Origin of the sequence: Aeromonas sp. DSM 116730, from assembly GCF_046581335.1 — a bacterium.
GTDB lineage: Bacteria > Pseudomonadota > Gammaproteobacteria > Enterobacterales > Aeromonadaceae > Aeromonas > Aeromonas rivipollensis.
In genome coordinates, this window is record NZ_CP144265.1 from 3,989,494 (window position 1) to 4,003,761 (window position 14,268).

Sequence of the window (14,268 nt, forward strand, 5' to 3'; positions counted from 1 at the left end):
AGTGTGTGATAATATAACAAACCAACGTCGCTGTTATATTATAACTCTCACAGGCTGTAAACCCCGGAGCTGTCATGACCCAACTGGTGGAGCTGAAAGAGGTCTGTCTGTCGTTTGACGGACGGTCCGTGCTCGACAAGGTCTCCTTTACCCTGAACAAAGGCAAAATCACCACACTAGTCGGCCCCAACGGGGCGGGCAAGAGCACTCTGAGCAAGCTGGTGCTGGGCCTGCTCAACCCGGACTCCGGCAAGATCATTCGTCGTCGTGATCTGCGGGTCGGCTATGTTCCCCAGCGCCTCTATCTGGATCCCACCCTGCCACTGACGGTGCGCCGCTTCCTCCAGCTCGGCAAGAACAGCCGCCTCTCCATCGAGGAAGCGCTGGAGCGGGTCGGCGCCCAGGAGCTGCTGGACAACCGGATGCAGAAACTCTCCGGCGGCGAGATGCAGCGAGTGCTGCTGGCCCGCGCCCTGCTGGTCAAGCCCGAGCTGCTGGTGCTGGACGAACCGGTCCAGGGGGTGGATATCACGGGCCAGATCGAGCTTTACGCCCTCATCAGCCAGCTCGCGGCCGAGTTCAACTGCGCCGTATTGATGGTCTCCCACGATCTGCACCTGGTGATGGCCAGCACCCACGAGGTGATCTGCCTCAATCGCCACGTCTGCTGCCACGGCGAGCCGGAGAGCGTGGCACGCCACCCCGAATTTGCCCGCCTGTTCGGACGCCCGGAGCGGGAGGTGCTGGCGGTCTATACCCACCATCATCACTGCGACGGCGAACACCATCATCATGAGCCGCAGGTCCCCGTCATCCGCCTGCCGTCTCGCAATCCATAAGCGCAGTTAAGGACATTCAAGTGGACAGCTTTCTGTTATATGCCCTCGCGGCCGGCCTCGGCATCGCCCTGCTGGCCGGGCCCCTCGGCAGCTTCGTGGTGTGGCGCAAGATGGCCTACTTCGGCGACACCCTCTCCCACGCCTGCCTGTTCGGCATCGCCCTCGGCATACTGCTGCAGGTGGATCTTACCCTGGCGGTGGTGGTCTGCTGCCTCGCCATGGCCATGCTGCTGGTGATCATGAGCCGCAACCAGCAGGTGGCGACCGATACCCTGCTCGGCATCCTGGCCCACAGCGCCCTCTCCCTTGGCCTGGTCACCTTGAGCTTCATGGACAACGTGCGGGTGGATCTGATGGCCTACCTGTTCGGCGACCTGCTCTCGGTACAGCCCATGGATCTGCTCTGGATCTACGGCGGCGGCGCCCTGGTGCTGCTCACCCTGTGGCGGCTGTGGGATCCCCTGCTCTCCATGACCATCTCGGAGGAGCTGGCGCGAGTGGAAGGGGTGCGGGTCGATGTGCTGCGCTGCGTGCTGATGCTGCTGATAGGCCTGGTGATAGCCGTGGCCATGAAGTTTGTCGGGGCGCTGATCATCACATCCTTGCTGATCATTCCCGCCGCCACCGCCCGCCGCTTCAGCCAGACGCCGGAGCAGATGGCCGGCTTCGCGGCCCTGATCGGCTGTCTCGCCGTGCTGGGGGGCCTGACCCTCTCCTGGTACCAGGACACCCCCGCAGGCCCCTCGGTCGTGGTCTGCGCCACCAGCCTCTTTATCCTGAGTCAGTTCAAGAAAGCCTGAGCCTGGAGTGGCCTGATCCTAGTTATCAGGCCACTCCGAATCTCGGCCCCTCGTTCATCCCCTGCCCTTTGTTTATCCTGAGCCGGCAGCCCACCGGCTAGAGCGGCATGCTCTGGCGCGTCTCCATCATCAGCCACTGGCGCAGCCTACTGATGGCGGGCTCATGGGCCCGGGATCGCTTGCAGGTGAAGTAGAAGGCATCCCCCGTCTCCAGCTGGTGTACCGGCAAGGCCACCAACTGGGGGTCGTCCGGTCGCAGCATGTAATCGTTCACAAACGCCACCCCCTGATCCCAGGCCGCCGCCTCCATCGCCAGCAGCACATGACTGAAGTGGTGCATCCGCGCCTCGTCCGGAATGACCAGCCCCCCCGCCTTGGCCCAGCGCTGCCAATCCTCCCCCCGCGCCTTGTAGATGGACTGCACCGAGAGCAACGGCAACTGCCAGATGGCGGCAGGCCACTCCCCCTCCACCTGCTGCAACAGGCGACGGCTGCAGACCGGAAAGAGCCGCTCCCGATAGATGAGATCGTGGCAATAGCCGCGCCCGTGGGGAGAGACGGTAATGAAGCAGTCCGCCACCCGATCGGAGAGTTCGGGATCTTCCGCCACCATCTCGAGGCTGAGATCCAGCTCGGGGTAGAGCTGGCGCAGCCCGGCCAGCCTGGGGATCAGCCACTTCACCGCGAACGAGCTGTAGACTGCGAGCCGCAGCCGCATCTCGCCGCCACCGCGCAGCTGTTCGCTGCTCTGGGCTATCTGGCCGAGCCCGGCGGAGATCCCCTCGAAATAGCTCTCCCCCTGGGCGGTCAGTGACAGCAGGCGCCCCTGGCGCAGCAGCAGACGCTCCCCCAGAAAGTCCTCCAGCAGGCGGATCTGGTGGCTGACCGCGCTCTGGCTGACATTGAGCTCCAGGGCCGCACGGGAGAAGCTGAGCAGGCGGGCAACCGCCTCGAAGTATTGAACGGCGCGCAGGGGAGGTAGCTTCATTATCCAAAATTCTCATGGATGGTGATTTTTTATCATTTTACTGGATAACGGGCGTCAGACTACCCTTCCCTCATCTAACGTGGGAGGTGGTATGAACGCAGTCGGGATCGGCATCCTCTATCTGGTGCTGGGCAACATGGTGGCGGTCTTCTCCGATGCGCTGGTCAAGGTGCTGGAGCCGAGCCAGCCTGTGTTCCAGTTCGTCTTCTTCCGCCAGCTCTCCGCCGCCCTCCTGCTGGCACCCTGGCTGCTCTGGTCCTGGCGGCGCAACCCGCCGGTAGCCATCAAGTGGCACCTGCTGCGGGCTCACATCTGGGCGATCGGCGTCTGCCTGATGGTGGTCGCCCTCACCCGCTTGCCGCTGGCCACCGCCAACGCCCTCTTCTATGCGGCCCCGCTGCTGATGGTGCCGCTCGCGGTCTGGCTAGCAGGGGAAGCGCTGTCGCGCCAGAAGGTGTTGACGGCCCTGGTGGGTTTCATCGGTGTGCTGATAGTGCTGCGCCCGACCGAGGTGAACTGGGCGGCCCTGGCGGCGCTCGGGGTGGCGCTCTCCATGGCGGTCAACAACCTGCTGATCAAGCGGATCCCCCTCAAGCAGCCCATAGCCCAGACCCTGTTCTTCACCAACGTGCTGAGCATGCCCATCATACTGGCGCTGGCCTGGTGGGAAGGGGGAGCCTGGCAGTGGCAGATGTGGTGGCCCGCCTTCGGCTCCTCGGCGCTGATCATGGTCTATGCGGGCTTGTGCGTGGTGGCCTATCGCAAGGCGGAGGCGAGCAAGATCGCCTCGGCGGAATACACGGGCCTGCTGATGGCGGTCGCCATCGGGGTCTGGTTGTTTGACGAGCAACCGGGTCTGCCGCTGCTGCTGGGGTGCCTGTGCATCATACTGCCGCTGGTCGCCATGGCGCGCGGCAAGTCAAAACCGCTGGCCGAGCCGGCGGTCTGAATCAGAGCAGCAAGGGGGCAACCCTCTGCTGCAGATGGGGGATCACGGCCTGCTCGAACCAGGGATTCTTCTTGAGCCAGAAGGTGTTGCGGGGGGAAGGGTGCGGCAACGGCAACCAGGCCGGGCCATAGTCAGCCCAGTTGCGCACCGTCTCGGTAAGCGAATCCTTGCCCGCCTCACGCAGATAGTGGCGCTGGGCATACTGCCCGATCAGCAGGGTCAGCTCTATGTTGGGCAACAGCATCAGCACCTTGTCGTGCCAGGTGGGCGCGCACTCGGGTCTGGGCGGCAGATCCCCCGACTTGCCTTTGCCGGGGTAACAGAGCCCCATCGGCATGATGGCGATGCTGGACTCGTCGTAGAAGGTGGCCTTGTCCACCCCGAGCCAGTGGCGCAGCCGATCGCCGGAGGGATCATCCCAGGGGATGCCGCTGGCATGGACGCGGGTACCGGGCGCCTGACCAATGATCAGCAGGCGAGCACGCTCGCTGCCGCGGATCACCGGCCTTGGCCCTAGCGGCAGGTGGGCCTCGCACAGGCGGCAGGCCCGGATCTGTTCAAACAGCAGGTCGAGTCGGTTCATGGCCTGATGGTAACAGAGTTTCCGGCAGGATCCCGCTTGTGGAACCGGCGGCAGATACTTATCATGCGGCCACATTTGTTTAATTTAATAAACGGAAAGCGATGAAGAACTGGCTGGGCCCCGGCAGTGCGGCCCTCTCCTTCGTGCTCTGGGGCATGCTGCCCCTCTATTACCAGTTCATGCCCGAGATCAACATGTGGGAGTTGCTCTCCCACCGGGTACTCTGGTCTGTCATCCTGCTGGGCGGCCTCTTCCTGCTGCTCGGGGCGCGGGTCCCCTGGGCACGCCTGCGCAGCGAGCCCCGCCAGCTTGGCCTCATCCTGCTGGCGGGCCCCGTCATGTCCATCAGCTGGTGTATGTTCACCTGGTGCCTGACCACGGGCCAGGTGCTGGCCACCAGCCTCGCCTTCTTCATGACGCCGCTGTTCAACATCGCCTTCGCCGTGATCTTCCTCAAGGAGCGGCTCACCCCCCAGAAGCATCTGGCGGTCGCCCTGGCCCTGGCGGGGCTGGCCTACATGCTGTTCTCCTACGGCGAGCTGCCCTGGTTCTCCCTGATCATGGGGGCCAACTTCGCCTTCTACGGCCTCATCAAGAAGAAGGTGCGCCACGATGCCGGTGTCAGCCTCTATCTCGAGTCCCTGGCCCAGCTTCCGGTCGCCCTGCTGATCCTCGCCTGGCTGGGGCTGCACGGGATAAGCCAGTTCATGGCCGGGGACTGGGCCGACAAGCTGCTGCTGATGGGCACAGCCCCCGCGACCCTGCTGCCGGTGGGGCTGTTCTGCTACGCAGTGGCACGCACCCGCATGAGCACAGTGGGGCTGCTGCAATACATAGAGCCGAGCCTCGCCTTCCTGCTCGCCATCTTCTGGTTTGGCGAGATCCCGGATCCGGTGAAGTCGGTGGGCTTCGCCTTCGTCTGGGCCGGCCTGCTGGTGAGCCTGTTGCCCCTGCACCTGCTCAGGCGCGGCGGGGTCGAATGGCGCAAGACATGAGCATGACCATAGTGGCCGATACACCGTCCCCCCGCTGGTTTATCTATCTGGTGCGCACCGGCGCGGGCTCGCTCTATGCGGGGATCAGCACGGATCCCGAGCGGCGCCTGCACCAGCACCAGAGCGGCAAGGGCGCCCGCGCCCTGCGTGGCAAGGGGCCGCTGACCCTGGTGTGGCGCCAGGGGGTGGCAGACAAGGGCGAGGCGCTGCGCCTCGAGTATCGCCTCAAGCAGCAGAGCAAGGCATTCAAGGAGCGCCTGGTACTCGACCCCGAACTCTGGCACGACTGGAGCCTACCCTGGCTGAGCACCGCCGCGGCCCCCATCAATCCGGCCCCCTGAACCAGCCGCCATAAAAAAGGCCACCCAAAAGGGTGGCCGTAAAGGGTCAGGGAGGTTTAACGGTAGGTGTTCGACTGCTTGCGCCTGTGGCTGAGCAACCAGCACACCGCCAGCACCAGCAGCAACCAGGGCGCCAGCTTGATGATGAGGGCAAACATGCCGGCCAGGGCGCCAAACAGCACGAAGACCCCGCTTACCAGCAGCATGGCCAGCACGGTAAAACCGGTCAGCGCCATGGTCACCAGCACCAGCATCAAGACGATAAATTCCAGCATGTTGTGCTCCTCACAGGCTTGCAGTGGCCGGCGGCTCTGATGCGGGGATCAGTCCAGCCAGCGTTTCAATTCACGACGGGGCGGCATGACCAGCACCGCCAGCAGATAGAGGGCCAGGGCCAGGGGCGGCATCAGGATAAGCGCCAGCAAGGCCAGCACCCGCACCGTCACCCTCGAGATCCCAAGCCCGTTGGCCAGACCGGCACAGACCCCGGTCAGCTTGCGATGGGCCAGATCTTTGGGCCAGGGACTCATGGTTATGCCTCCGCCTTCCGGCTTTTCAGGCGAGCCAGCTCGCGCTCAATCTCATCGTTCAACTCCAGCTCGCGGAACTGGGCCTCCAGCGAGGGATTCTGCCCCAGAGTAGCCGCCTCCAGCTGGGCTTCCAGCTGATCGACCCGGCCCTGAAAGCCGTCGAAGCGGGCCATCAGCTCATGCATGCGCTGGTTGTCCACCTGGGCGCGGGCACGGATCCGGCTGTGGGCAGTCTGTTCGCGCAGGGTCAGCATCTTCTGCTTCTCGCGGGCCTCGGTCAGCTTGGTCGCCAGCCGCTCGCTGTCGGCGGTGAGCTGGGCCAGCACCTCGGCTACCCGGGCCTTGTCCTGCTCCAGTTGCTCGCACTTCTTGACCTCGGCCAGCTTCTCCGTGAGGGCGGCACGGGCCAGATCCTCACGTCCCTTCTGGATGGCGAGCTCGGCCTTGGCAGACCACTCCTGGATCTGGTGGCGCAGCGCCTGCTGATGGCGCTCCAGCTGTTTCTGTTCGGCGATGACGCGGGCAGCCTGGGTTCTCATCTCTATCTGCACCTGCTCCATCTCTTCGATCATCAGACGCAGCATCTTCTCCGGCTCTTCACTCTTGTCGAGCAGGCTGTGCAGGTTGGCATTGATCACGTCAGTCAGGCGGCTGAATACGCTCATGGTCTGGCTCCTTGTTCATGGGGATGGCTATCTCTTCCCATGGCATTACAAGAGCCGTGCCAAGATAATTTATTGTTGTTTTACAGATAGATGGAGATTCGACGTTGTCATCTCAAGGCCATGAGTTGGTAAAAATGGCCAACATAGTGGTGATTTTAACCAATAAAAAAGGCTATGTCCCAATTACGTGTTGCATGGGGCGCCCCAGCGCCTCCTGCAAGCAACGTGGGATATTCACTTCTCGCCCGTAGCGCTCCAACATCCTTCGCCAACCCAGATAATTCCTCAGATAGTGGGTAGCTACCCCATGGAACCGCTCCATCCACTCTTTCAACCGACGGTGATATCCGTTTACATGCTGAATGTGGTACGCGCCAATCACGCGCTCGCCTTGACGATTGTGCACGACCTGATGGGTCACTCCCTGCGCTTTGCTGAAACTGGCATACACCCCGGCGCCGTCGCTACACAACACCGCATCTGGCGAGACAAGGGGTGTCAAAACCGCTATCACCGTCTCGGCATTCATTTTCTCCAACTGAAAATCCGCATGGTGGCCAGCCCGGTCCTGAACCACCATCACCGGGATGTAATCCGACCCTGTGCCTCGGGTACGGCCTTTGCCCCCGCGGTGGCGGGCCGGGCGGGGCAAACCACGTTGTCCTTTAAACGACTCCAGGAAGAAAGTCTCATCAACCTCGACGATACCCCCTTCCCGTGCCGCCTGGTGACTCGCCATGGCTTTCAGGAAGCGGTGACGCCACAAGAAGGCGGTGTTTTTACAGACCCCGCAGCGGACGGCAGCCTGTCGCACGGTCAGCCCGTCAATGAGGGCCTGGGCATAGTCTTCCCAGCACTGTGCCTTGCGAAGCCGGGCCAGTGGCGTCTTGGTGAGAACGGAGCTGGTACGCAGACACTGCTTGCAGCGATAGCGACGCAGCCCTCGACTCCAGCCCCAAGGAGCCAACTGCGCGGCCTCGGCCTGGCAGTGAGGGCAACATTGGCAAGGGGGGAGTTGGGTGGCTAAAGAGGTGATGGGGTGAGGAGCGGTGAGTTCATGTTGCGCGAGGCGACGCTGGCGCAAGGTGAGCTGTGGGAAGAGAGAGAGTAGATGTTGAAAGGCTTGGGTATCCATGATGGAGGCCCTCAAGGTGATGACCTACTTCAAGGTTAGCCTTTCAACACATAACTGGGACAGCGCCATAAAAAAGGGAGCCGGCTGCTCCCTTCATTCAGTTGGGCTCAAACCTCAGGCGGCCGGGCGATGGCCCAGCTTGCCATCCAGCTCCGCCAGCTTGGCTTCCATCTTGGCCCGGCAGGTATCCGACAGATCGCGGATGCCGGCGGCGCCGTGCTCCTTGCTGCACAGGGGGGGCAGCATCTCCAGCAGCACCTCGCCGTTGTCCCAGCGGTTCAGGTCAACCTGACCGAAGTAGCTGGAGCAGACGATAGGCACCACGGGCACTTCGGCCTGGACGGCGGTGTGGAAGGCGCCGGCCTTGAACGGCAGCAGACCGCGGCCCTGGGAGCGGGTCCCTTCCGGGAACATCCAGATGGAGGTGCCGTGGTGCTTGATGCGATCCACCACCTGGCCTATGGTGCCGATGGCGCGGGAGCGGTTGGATCTGTCGATCAGCACGTTGCCGGAAAGCCAGAAGATGAGGCCGAAGAAGGGCAGCCACAGCAGGCTCTTCTTGCCCACCGCCACCACGCCAGGGCGCACGGCACCGGTCACGGTGAAGATGTCGAAGTTGCTCTGGTGATTGCAGACATAGACGGCAGGCCCCGCCGACTTGACCTCGTCCGGAATGGTGACCCGGACCTTGAGCCCGATGAGCGGGCAGACGGCATGGTACATGCGGGCGAAAACATAGACGTTGTTGGGGTGGCGCGGTCGCACCAGACAGAGCAACAGACCAAACACGAACCAGAAGATGAGCAGCAGGGTAAGCAGCAGCACACGGGCAAGTTTGAGCATCGAACACCTCGGAATTTGACTCGGCGCAGTATACTGGTCCCCCTTTTAGCGAACAAGCGTTCGCCAGACAGAACCGACCACCCCAGATGGAGCATGTGGTCGCATCGAATCCCGCTGGCTTGCTCACGCCACCATTGATCGATAGGATATGCCCCATTCAACAGGGTAGGACGAGCATGATTTTGCGACAACGCGTGGCGACAAGACTCCTGCTGCTGGTCTGCATCCTGGTGCTCAACTGTGCGGCCCAGCCGCTGGCCAGGCTGGCACAGCTCGACCAGGCCCTGAGCTGCCAGATGCTCCCCCTCTCCTCGTCCAGCGCCGATGCAAACGAGGGGCAAGCCGCGACGCCCCAGCCCAGCAGTTGCCAGCTCAACGGCAAGTGGCTCAGTGCCGCCAATCTGCTCTGCGCCGAGCAGATCTTCTTTGCCATCGCCTTCGTGATTGCCCTGCTGGCGCCCCTGTCGCGCCGCTCCCCTGCGCTTCCTCCTCCCATCAACATCTCGCCTCCCGAACGGCGACTGCACCTCACCCTCTGCGTCTGGCGGGAATGAGTCTGCGGCGGTTTTCTCCACCCTGACTTTCATTTTCAAGAGACAAACACATGTCAAACATCATCAAGACCGCCCTGTTGCTGAGCGGTCTGCTGTGGCAATCCATGGGATTGGCCAGCGACACCGGCTGGCTCACCAGCCCCCAGAACGATCACGCCAAGGTGCGGCTGCAAGCTGATACCCGGGATCCCGCAGCCCCCCGGGTGCTACTCAACCTGCAGCTTGAATCCGGCTGGAAAACCTATTGGCAGAACCCGGGTGAGGGCGGCATAGCCCCCGAGATCCTCTGGGATCAGCCCCAGCCGGCGGCGCAGTGGCACTGGCCAGTGCCCAGACGGTTCGACGTCAGCGGCATCTCGACCCAGGGCTACCAGGGGGACGTCAGCCTGCCCATCAGCCTCACCCGCAGCGGCGGCGAGGCACTGACGGGCACCCTGCGCCTCTCGACCTGCAGCAACGTCTGCATCCTGACCGACTACCCCTTCACCCTCGCGCTGGACGGCGCTGCCCCTGAGGGGTTCGACCTTGCCTATGCGAAGGCGATGAGCACCCAGCCGCAGGCCATGCCGGACACTGTGACCCTCAAGGCGGGCTACCGGCAGAACCAGTTGCAACTGACCGCAGACAACCCCCAGGGCTGGCAGGATCCCCAAGTATTCCTCCAGCGCCTGGAGGGGGTCGAATTTGGCGAGCCCAGCCTGGAGGTGCAGGGCAACACCCTGATCGCCCGCATTCCGGTCAGCGATGGCTGGCAGGGGGATGCCCCCGATATCCGTCATCAGCCACTCGGGTTGGTACTGGCGAGCGGCGAGCAGGCCTGGCAGAGCGAGGTCCGCATAGGTGAGCCCCTGACCCTGCCGAGCGGCGGCCGTTCGCTGCTCTGGTTGCTGGGGGCCGCGCTGCTGGGGGGGCTCATCCTCAACCTGATGCCCTGCGTGTTGCCGGTGCTGGCCCTCAAGCTGGGATCCGTGCTGCAACTCGAGAGCCGGGAGCGCCGCCCGGTGCGCCTGCAATTCCTGGCGGCCAGTGCCGGCATCCTGGTCTCCTTCTGGGCGCTGGCGCTGATGAGCACACTGCTGCGCGCCACCCAGGGGGCGGTCGGCTGGGGCATCCAGTTCCAGAGCGTCTGGTTTATCGGCTTCATGGTGGTGGTGACGGCGCTGTTCTGCGCCAATCTGCTGGGGCTGTTCGAGCTGCGGCTGCCGAGCAACCTCAATACCCGCCTGGCCACCAGCGGCGGCCAGGGCCTGGGGGGTCACTTCCTGCAGGGCTGCTTTGCCACCCTGCTGGCAACCCCCTGCTCCGCACCCTTCCTCGGCACTGCGGTCGCCTTTGCCCTCGGGGCGCCGCTGGGTCAGCTCTGGCTCATCTTTACCGCGCTGGGTCTGGGCATGAGCCTGCCCTGGCTGCTCATCGCTGCCGTCCCCCGCCTCGCACTCTGGCTGCCGAAGCCGGGCCGCTGGATGGGGCGCCTGCGCACCCTGCTCGGCCTGATGATGCTGGGCTCCAGCCTCTGGCTGCTCAGCCTGCTCGGCAACCACGTCGGCCCCTTCTGGATGCTGATCCTGATGGCGCTGATGCTGACGGCCCTGCTGCTGGCCGTGGTGTGGCGCCACGGCATACGGGCGCTGACCCTGGGGCTGGCACTGGGCTGCCTGCTGGGCGGGGCCCTGCTGCTCGGCGGCGCCTTCACCCTGGACGGCAAGCCCCAGCAGGACAGGGTCGACTGGCAGCCGCTCTCCGAGCAGGCCATCACGCTGGCACTGGCCCAGAACAAGCGAGTCTTCATCGATGTGACCGCCGACTGGTGCATCACCTGCAAAGCCAACAAATTCAACGTACTGCTGCGAGATGACGTGCAACAGGCCCTGAGCGCCCCCGATGTGGTGGCCCTGCGCGGGGACTGGAGCCGCCCCTCCGATAGCATCGCCAGCTTCCTGCGCCAGCGCGGCAGCGTGGCCATTCCCTTCAACCAGATCTACGGGCCCGGCCTGACGGATGGCGAGATCCTCTCCCCCCTGCTGGACCGATCGACCCTGCTTGCCACCCTGGCGCAAGCCGGTATTGCCCCCTCTCAAGGAGAAACCAAATGAAACCGACCCTGCTCGCCCTGACCCTGCTGGGCACACTCTTGACCCCGGCCCTGCACGCCGCCCCCTTCACCCCGGAGCAGGAGGCCCGCATCAAGGAGCTCATCCGCGAGACCCTGGTCCAGAATCCGAAGATCCTGGATGAGGCGGCCGAATCCTGGGAGAAACAGAACGCCGCCGATCAGGCGGCCCAGCTCGGCGACTTCATCAAGGGCAACAAAGACGTGCTGTTCAACAGCGCCACCAGTCCGCGCCTGGGGGCCAAGAACCCCAAGCTGACCCTGGTGCTCTTCACCGACTACAACTGCCCCTACTGCAAGCAGTTCGACCCCGCGGTGGCCAAGCTGCTCAAGGCCTATCCGAACGATCTGGGGCTGGTGATCAAGCTGCTGCCGTTCAAGGGACAGACCTCCGCCAAGGCGGCCCAGTACAGCCTGACCCTGTGGCAGCAGGATCCGGCCCGCTTCCTCGCCCTGCACGACAAGCTGATGAGCAAGCAGGGCATGCTGACCGAGGCGGACATCAACAAGGCGCTGGCGGCCACCGGCAATGTGGCGCTCAAGCCTGAGGGCAAGGCCACCGAGGAGCTGCGCAATAGCCTGCGCATCGGCACCTTGCTGGGCGTGCAGGGCACACCGGCGACGCTTATCGGCAACCAGCTGGTGCCGGGCGCGCTTCCCTATGAGCAGCTCGAGCAGCTTGTGAAAACTGAACTGGCGAAACTGGGGTAACCAATGACCGAGACAGTCACCCCCAGACCCCGCTGGCGACGCTGGGGCAAGGAGGCACTCTGGCTGCTGCTGTTTGCCCTGATCATCTCGACCCTGCTGGATCTGTGGCGCAGCCCGGCGCTGCCTGAGGGGAGCCCACTGCCTGTGCTGACCCTGCAAGATGGCACCCAGGCCGACCTGCAGGCCATGAGCCGGGACAGGCCGCTGCTGGTCTACTACTGGGCCAGCTGGTGCGCCGTCTGCCGCTTCACTACCCCGACGGTGGAGCAGCTCTGGCAAGACGGCGGTAACCTGCTGACGGTGGCGCTGCGCTCCGGCGACGACGCCAGGTTGCAACAGGGCATGGCCAGGAAGGGGCTGACCTTCCCCACCCACAACGATGAGCAGGGGGCGCTCGCCGCCCGCTGGCAGGTGAGCGTCACCCCCAGCTTCCTCATCATCAAGGAGGGCAAGGTGGTGAGCAGCACCACCGGCTGGAGCAGTCGCTGGGGCTTGCAGCTGCGGCTGCTGTGGGCCAGCTGGCTGGCTTGAGCCCCATCACAATGAGCAGAGCCCGGTATGACTACCGGGCTCTTTTTTTATCTGAAGGCCGAGCTTGCTGATGCGCCCTCTATTGCGCCGGTGACATGGCCCCCTGCCCGATCCGGGCCTTGACGCTGGCCCGCTCGGCTTCGTCGATCACGCCGTCAGCGTTCTTGTCCAGGCGGGTGAAGAGGCTCTCATGGCGCTGGATGAACTGCGCCTTGGTCGTATCCTGCATCGGCCTCATGTTGCCCATCTTGCCCGGCATGGCCTTGCCCGATTGCTTCATCGCCTCTTGCATCTTGGCCATGGCGGCCTCTTTCTCGGCGACCGACAGGGTGCCATCGCCGTTGCTGTCTTGCCGGGCGAAGCGCTGCTCGGCTCTCTCCATAAACTGGGCCTTGGTGACATCCCCCTTGAGCAGCACCAGCGGCTCATCGAGGCTCTCATCGGCGGCGATGGCGAGGCCGCCCAGCAGTACCAGAGGCAGAAGATAAAGTTTGAACATGGCGGTTAATTCCTTTTGGTGGCCGCGATCTTGTCGAGGCCTGATGAGGATCGCCAGGGCAGGTCCCTTGTCACATGCACGTCCGGCGATTTGGTACCGGCATGGGCGCACTGTCGCCCGTCACGGATACCCTCTGTCAGTGTAGTCCCCATGCAGGGGCCCCACGCCAGACGGGCTGGCAAGCCGCTTAATGACGACCGGGCTCCCCGTTCGCCCCGGGTCGCTGCCATATCGCGTCCTATTCATGGCGGTGGCCGGTGGTTTCCGTTAAAATGACGGGTTTTTACCGTGCCTGGTTCCCCAAGCCCCATCAGGCGCCAGCATTGTGACTCTGATGATGCCAGTGATGCAGGATCTGCCATGAACAACTACTTTCGGGTGCTGGGCGTCAAGTCCAACGCCAGTGAAAACGACATCAAGAAAGCCTATCGACGGCTGTCTAACCAGTACCACCCCGACAAGCTGCTCGGGGCGACGGATGAAGAGCGAGAGCAGGCAGCCATCAAGCTGCATCAGGTGAAGAAGGCCTACGAGGTGCTTTCCGATCCCAAGGCGAGAGCCGCTTTTATCAAGGATTTCAACAACGTCATCGTGACCGATCCCGCTGCTGCCATGCAGGAGATGTGGGACCAATTCTACCCCTGAGGGCGCTATGCAAAAAAAATGGGACCAGGCTCGACTCAAGGCTCTGCAAAGTGATGCCAGCGAGAACATCGAATCCTACCGGGATCAGGATCAGCCCAAGGCACTCGAGCAGTTCACCGGCAAGATGAAGGCCCTGCTGCTGGCCGACATCAGCATGCTGGAGTTCATGCCCGAATACCTGCCGCTGGCCCTCTATGGCCGGGTGCAGTTCCCGCCCAAGGCGAAGCCGCAGTGGGCCAGGTGGCTCGCCGACGACGTACAACCCTCATGGGACGAGTTCAAGGTGTCGGTGGCCTTCAACAACGCCGATCTGCCGCTGGTCAAGGCGGTACGGGCCCAGAGCGAAGATCAGCTGATCGAAGCCTGCGCCGTTCTCTACCTGCTGGACAACCCCCAGCCCCGCGGTGGCCGTCGTGCCGATGACGACTTTGATCTACGCGACGACGAAGATGACGACGGGGAAGATGCCGACGCCGACTATCATGGCGGTGATGGCGAAGAAGACGATCAGGACATGTACGACGAAGTGCGTTTCTAATTTGAGGCAAAG

At 63.5% G+C, this 14,268-nt stretch carries 19 protein-coding genes; 11 read left to right on the forward strand and 8 right to left on the reverse strand.

Features of this window, described 5'->3' with window-relative positions:
* Positions 1-74: 74 nt before the first annotated feature.
* A complete protein-coding gene (gene znuC, locus Aeroheme_RS18345) occupies positions 75-839 on the forward strand; it encodes a zinc ABC transporter ATP-binding protein ZnuC (protein ID WP_025325607.1) in 765 nt (254 codons plus the stop codon).
* A 20-nt stretch (positions 840-859) separates the two neighbouring features.
* On the forward strand, positions 860-1,639 hold the full coding sequence (gene znuB / locus Aeroheme_RS18350; protein WP_025325606.1) for a zinc ABC transporter permease subunit ZnuB: 780 nt from the start codon (positions 860-862) through the stop codon (positions 1,637-1,639).
* A gap of 97 nt (positions 1,640-1,736) precedes the next feature.
* Here the strand turns inward: znuB and Aeroheme_RS18355 are convergent, their stop codons facing one another.
* Positions 1,737-2,627 (reverse strand): LysR substrate-binding domain-containing protein, encoded by an 891-nt coding sequence (locus Aeroheme_RS18355; protein WP_025325605.1) that lies wholly within the window; start codon positions 2,625-2,627, stop codon positions 1,737-1,739.
* A 91-nt stretch (positions 2,628-2,718) separates the two neighbouring features.
* Here Aeroheme_RS18355 and Aeroheme_RS18360 point away from each other — a divergent pair, with 91 nt between their 5' ends.
* Positions 2,719-3,576 carry a DMT family transporter gene (locus Aeroheme_RS18360; protein ID WP_005331061.1) on the forward strand — a complete coding sequence of 286 codons (858 nt, stop codon included), beginning with the start codon at positions 2,719-2,721 and terminating at the stop codon, positions 3,574-3,576.
* Position 3,577: 1 nt separating this feature from the next.
* Here Aeroheme_RS18360 and Aeroheme_RS18365 read toward each other — a convergent pair whose 3' ends face one another.
* Positions 3,578-4,159: a uracil-DNA glycosylase family protein gene (locus tag Aeroheme_RS18365; RefSeq protein ID WP_411166327.1), complete on the reverse strand. Its 582-nt coding sequence runs from the start codon at positions 4,157-4,159 to the stop codon at positions 3,578-3,580.
* Positions 4,160-4,260: 101 nt separating this feature from the next.
* Between Aeroheme_RS18365 and rarD the strand changes: the two genes are divergently transcribed.
* Both rarD and Aeroheme_RS18375 read left to right on the forward strand, forming a co-directional pair.
* Positions 4,261-5,154 carry an EamA family transporter RarD gene (gene rarD, locus Aeroheme_RS18370; protein WP_408848232.1) on the forward strand — a complete coding sequence of 298 codons (894 nt, stop codon included), beginning with the start codon at positions 4,261-4,263 and terminating at the stop codon, positions 5,152-5,154.
* Positions 5,151-5,495, forward strand: coding sequence for a GIY-YIG nuclease family protein (locus tag Aeroheme_RS18375; protein WP_411166328.1), 345 nt, complete (start codon positions 5,151-5,153; stop codon positions 5,493-5,495). The genes rarD and Aeroheme_RS18375 overlap by 4 nt, the downstream gene beginning before the upstream one ends.
* A 56-nt stretch (positions 5,496-5,551) precedes the next feature.
* Here the strand turns inward: Aeroheme_RS18375 and pspG are convergent, their stop codons facing one another.
* From pspG to Aeroheme_RS18400, 5 genes are all read right to left on the reverse strand, one after another.
* Entirely contained in the window at positions 5,552-5,770 is a 219-nt protein-coding gene (pspG, locus tag Aeroheme_RS18380) for an envelope stress response protein PspG (RefSeq protein ID WP_163147996.1), read from the reverse strand.
* A 48-nt stretch (positions 5,771-5,818) separates the two neighbouring features.
* The gene (locus Aeroheme_RS18385) at positions 5,819-6,025 is read right to left on the reverse strand and encodes a PspC domain-containing protein (RefSeq protein WP_005331055.1); all 207 of its coding nucleotides are present in this window, start codon (positions 6,023-6,025) and stop codon (positions 5,819-5,821) included.
* A 2-nt stretch (positions 6,026-6,027) separates the two neighbouring features.
* The gene (pspA, locus tag Aeroheme_RS18390; protein WP_163147997.1) at positions 6,028-6,690 is read right to left on the reverse strand and encodes a phage shock protein PspA; all 663 of its coding nucleotides are present in this window, start codon (positions 6,688-6,690) and stop codon (positions 6,028-6,030) included.
* 172 nt (positions 6,691-6,862) lie between these two features.
* A complete protein-coding gene (locus Aeroheme_RS18395; protein WP_411166329.1) occupies positions 6,863-7,825 on the reverse strand; it encodes an IS1595 family transposase in 963 nt (320 codons plus the stop codon).
* A gap of 114 nt (positions 7,826-7,939) precedes the next feature.
* Positions 7,940-8,668: a 1-acylglycerol-3-phosphate O-acyltransferase gene (locus Aeroheme_RS18400; protein ID WP_106885064.1), complete on the reverse strand. Its 729-nt coding sequence runs from the start codon at positions 8,666-8,668 to the stop codon at positions 7,940-7,942.
* 176 nt (positions 8,669-8,844) lie between these two features.
* Here Aeroheme_RS18400 and Aeroheme_RS18405 point away from each other — a divergent pair, with 176 nt between their 5' ends.
* From Aeroheme_RS18405 to Aeroheme_RS18420, 4 genes are read left to right on the forward strand one after another with little or no spacing between them, the layout of a single operon-like run.
* Positions 8,845-9,222, forward strand: coding sequence for a hypothetical protein (locus tag Aeroheme_RS18405; RefSeq protein ID WP_234691312.1), 378 nt, complete (start codon positions 8,845-8,847; stop codon positions 9,220-9,222).
* Positions 9,223-9,272: 50 nt separating this feature from the next.
* On the forward strand, positions 9,273-11,315 hold the full coding sequence (locus Aeroheme_RS18410; protein WP_411166330.1) for a protein-disulfide reductase DsbD family protein: 2,043 nt from the start codon (positions 9,273-9,275) through the stop codon (positions 11,313-11,315).
* Positions 11,312-12,043 (forward strand): DsbA family protein, encoded by a 732-nt coding sequence (locus Aeroheme_RS18415; protein WP_005331039.1) that lies wholly within the window; start codon positions 11,312-11,314, stop codon positions 12,041-12,043. Before Aeroheme_RS18410 ends, Aeroheme_RS18415 begins: the two co-directional genes overlap by 4 nt.
* Positions 12,044-12,046: 3 nt before the next feature.
* The gene (locus Aeroheme_RS18420) at positions 12,047-12,574 is read left to right on the forward strand and encodes a protein disulfide oxidoreductase (protein ID WP_171275363.1); all 528 of its coding nucleotides are present in this window, start codon (positions 12,047-12,049) and stop codon (positions 12,572-12,574) included.
* Between the two features lie 79 nt (positions 12,575-12,653).
* Here the strand turns inward: Aeroheme_RS18420 and Aeroheme_RS18425 are convergent, their stop codons facing one another.
* Entirely contained in the window at positions 12,654-13,073 is a 420-nt protein-coding gene (locus tag Aeroheme_RS18425) for an EF-hand domain-containing protein (protein WP_111913413.1), read from the reverse strand.
* Between the two features lie 360 nt (positions 13,074-13,433).
* Between Aeroheme_RS18425 and Aeroheme_RS18430 the strand changes: the two genes are divergently transcribed.
* Together Aeroheme_RS18430 and atcA are read left to right on the forward strand one after the other, a co-directional pair.
* Complete coding sequence (locus tag Aeroheme_RS18430) at positions 13,434-13,718, forward strand: J domain-containing protein (protein ID WP_106885070.1); 285 nt, start codon at positions 13,434-13,436, stop codon at positions 13,716-13,718.
* Between the two features lie 7 nt (positions 13,719-13,725).
* Positions 13,726-14,256: a cold adaptation protein AtcA gene (gene atcA, locus Aeroheme_RS18435; RefSeq protein WP_139744075.1), complete on the forward strand. Its 531-nt coding sequence runs from the start codon at positions 13,726-13,728 to the stop codon at positions 14,254-14,256.
* The last annotated feature ends 12 nt before the right edge of the window (positions 14,257-14,268 follow it).

Excerpts from the sequence above, each read along its gene's own strand:
- znuC (WP_025325607.1), top strand. The coding sequence starts at position 75 with ATGACCCAACTGGTGGAGCTGAAAGAGGTCTGTCTGTCGTTTGACGGA.
- Aeroheme_RS18355 (WP_025325605.1), bottom strand. The coding sequence starts at position 2,627 with ATGAAGCTACCTCCCCTGCGCGCCGTTCAATACTTCGAGGCGGTTGCC.
- Aeroheme_RS18360 (WP_005331061.1), top strand. The coding sequence starts at position 2,719 with ATGAACGCAGTCGGGATCGGCATCCTCTATCTGGTGCTGGGCAACATG.
- Aeroheme_RS18365 (WP_411166327.1), bottom strand. The coding sequence starts at position 4,159 with ATGAACCGACTCGACCTGCTGTTTGAACAGATCCGGGCCTGCCGCCTG.
- rarD (WP_408848232.1), top strand. The coding sequence starts at position 4,261 with ATGAAGAACTGGCTGGGCCCCGGCAGTGCGGCCCTCTCCTTCGTGCTC.
- Aeroheme_RS18375 (WP_411166328.1), top strand. The coding sequence starts at position 5,151 with ATGAGCATGACCATAGTGGCCGATACACCGTCCCCCCGCTGGTTTATC.
- pspG (WP_163147996.1), bottom strand. The coding sequence starts at position 5,770 with ATGCTGGAATTTATCGTCTTGATGCTGGTGCTGGTGACCATGGCGCTG.
- Aeroheme_RS18385 (WP_005331055.1), bottom strand. The coding sequence starts at position 6,025 with ATGAGTCCCTGGCCCAAAGATCTGGCCCATCGCAAGCTGACCGGGGTC.
- pspA (WP_163147997.1), bottom strand. The coding sequence starts at position 6,690 with ATGAGCGTATTCAGCCGCCTGACTGACGTGATCAATGCCAACCTGCAC.
- Aeroheme_RS18395 (WP_411166329.1), bottom strand. The coding sequence starts at position 7,825 with ATGGATACCCAAGCCTTTCAACATCTACTCTCTCTCTTCCCACAGCTC.
- Aeroheme_RS18400 (WP_106885064.1), bottom strand. The coding sequence starts at position 8,668 with ATGCTCAAACTTGCCCGTGTGCTGCTGCTTACCCTGCTGCTCATCTTC.
- Aeroheme_RS18405 (WP_234691312.1), top strand. The coding sequence starts at position 8,845 with ATGATTTTGCGACAACGCGTGGCGACAAGACTCCTGCTGCTGGTCTGC.
- Aeroheme_RS18410 (WP_411166330.1), top strand. The coding sequence starts at position 9,273 with ATGTCAAACATCATCAAGACCGCCCTGTTGCTGAGCGGTCTGCTGTGG.
- Aeroheme_RS18415 (WP_005331039.1), top strand. The coding sequence starts at position 11,312 with ATGAAACCGACCCTGCTCGCCCTGACCCTGCTGGGCACACTCTTGACC.
- Aeroheme_RS18420 (WP_171275363.1), top strand. The coding sequence starts at position 12,047 with ATGACCGAGACAGTCACCCCCAGACCCCGCTGGCGACGCTGGGGCAAG.
- Aeroheme_RS18425 (WP_111913413.1), bottom strand. The coding sequence starts at position 13,073 with ATGTTCAAACTTTATCTTCTGCCTCTGGTACTGCTGGGCGGCCTCGCC.
- Aeroheme_RS18430 (WP_106885070.1), top strand. The coding sequence starts at position 13,434 with ATGAACAACTACTTTCGGGTGCTGGGCGTCAAGTCCAACGCCAGTGAA.
- atcA (WP_139744075.1), top strand. The coding sequence starts at position 13,726 with ATGCAAAAAAAATGGGACCAGGCTCGACTCAAGGCTCTGCAAAGTGAT.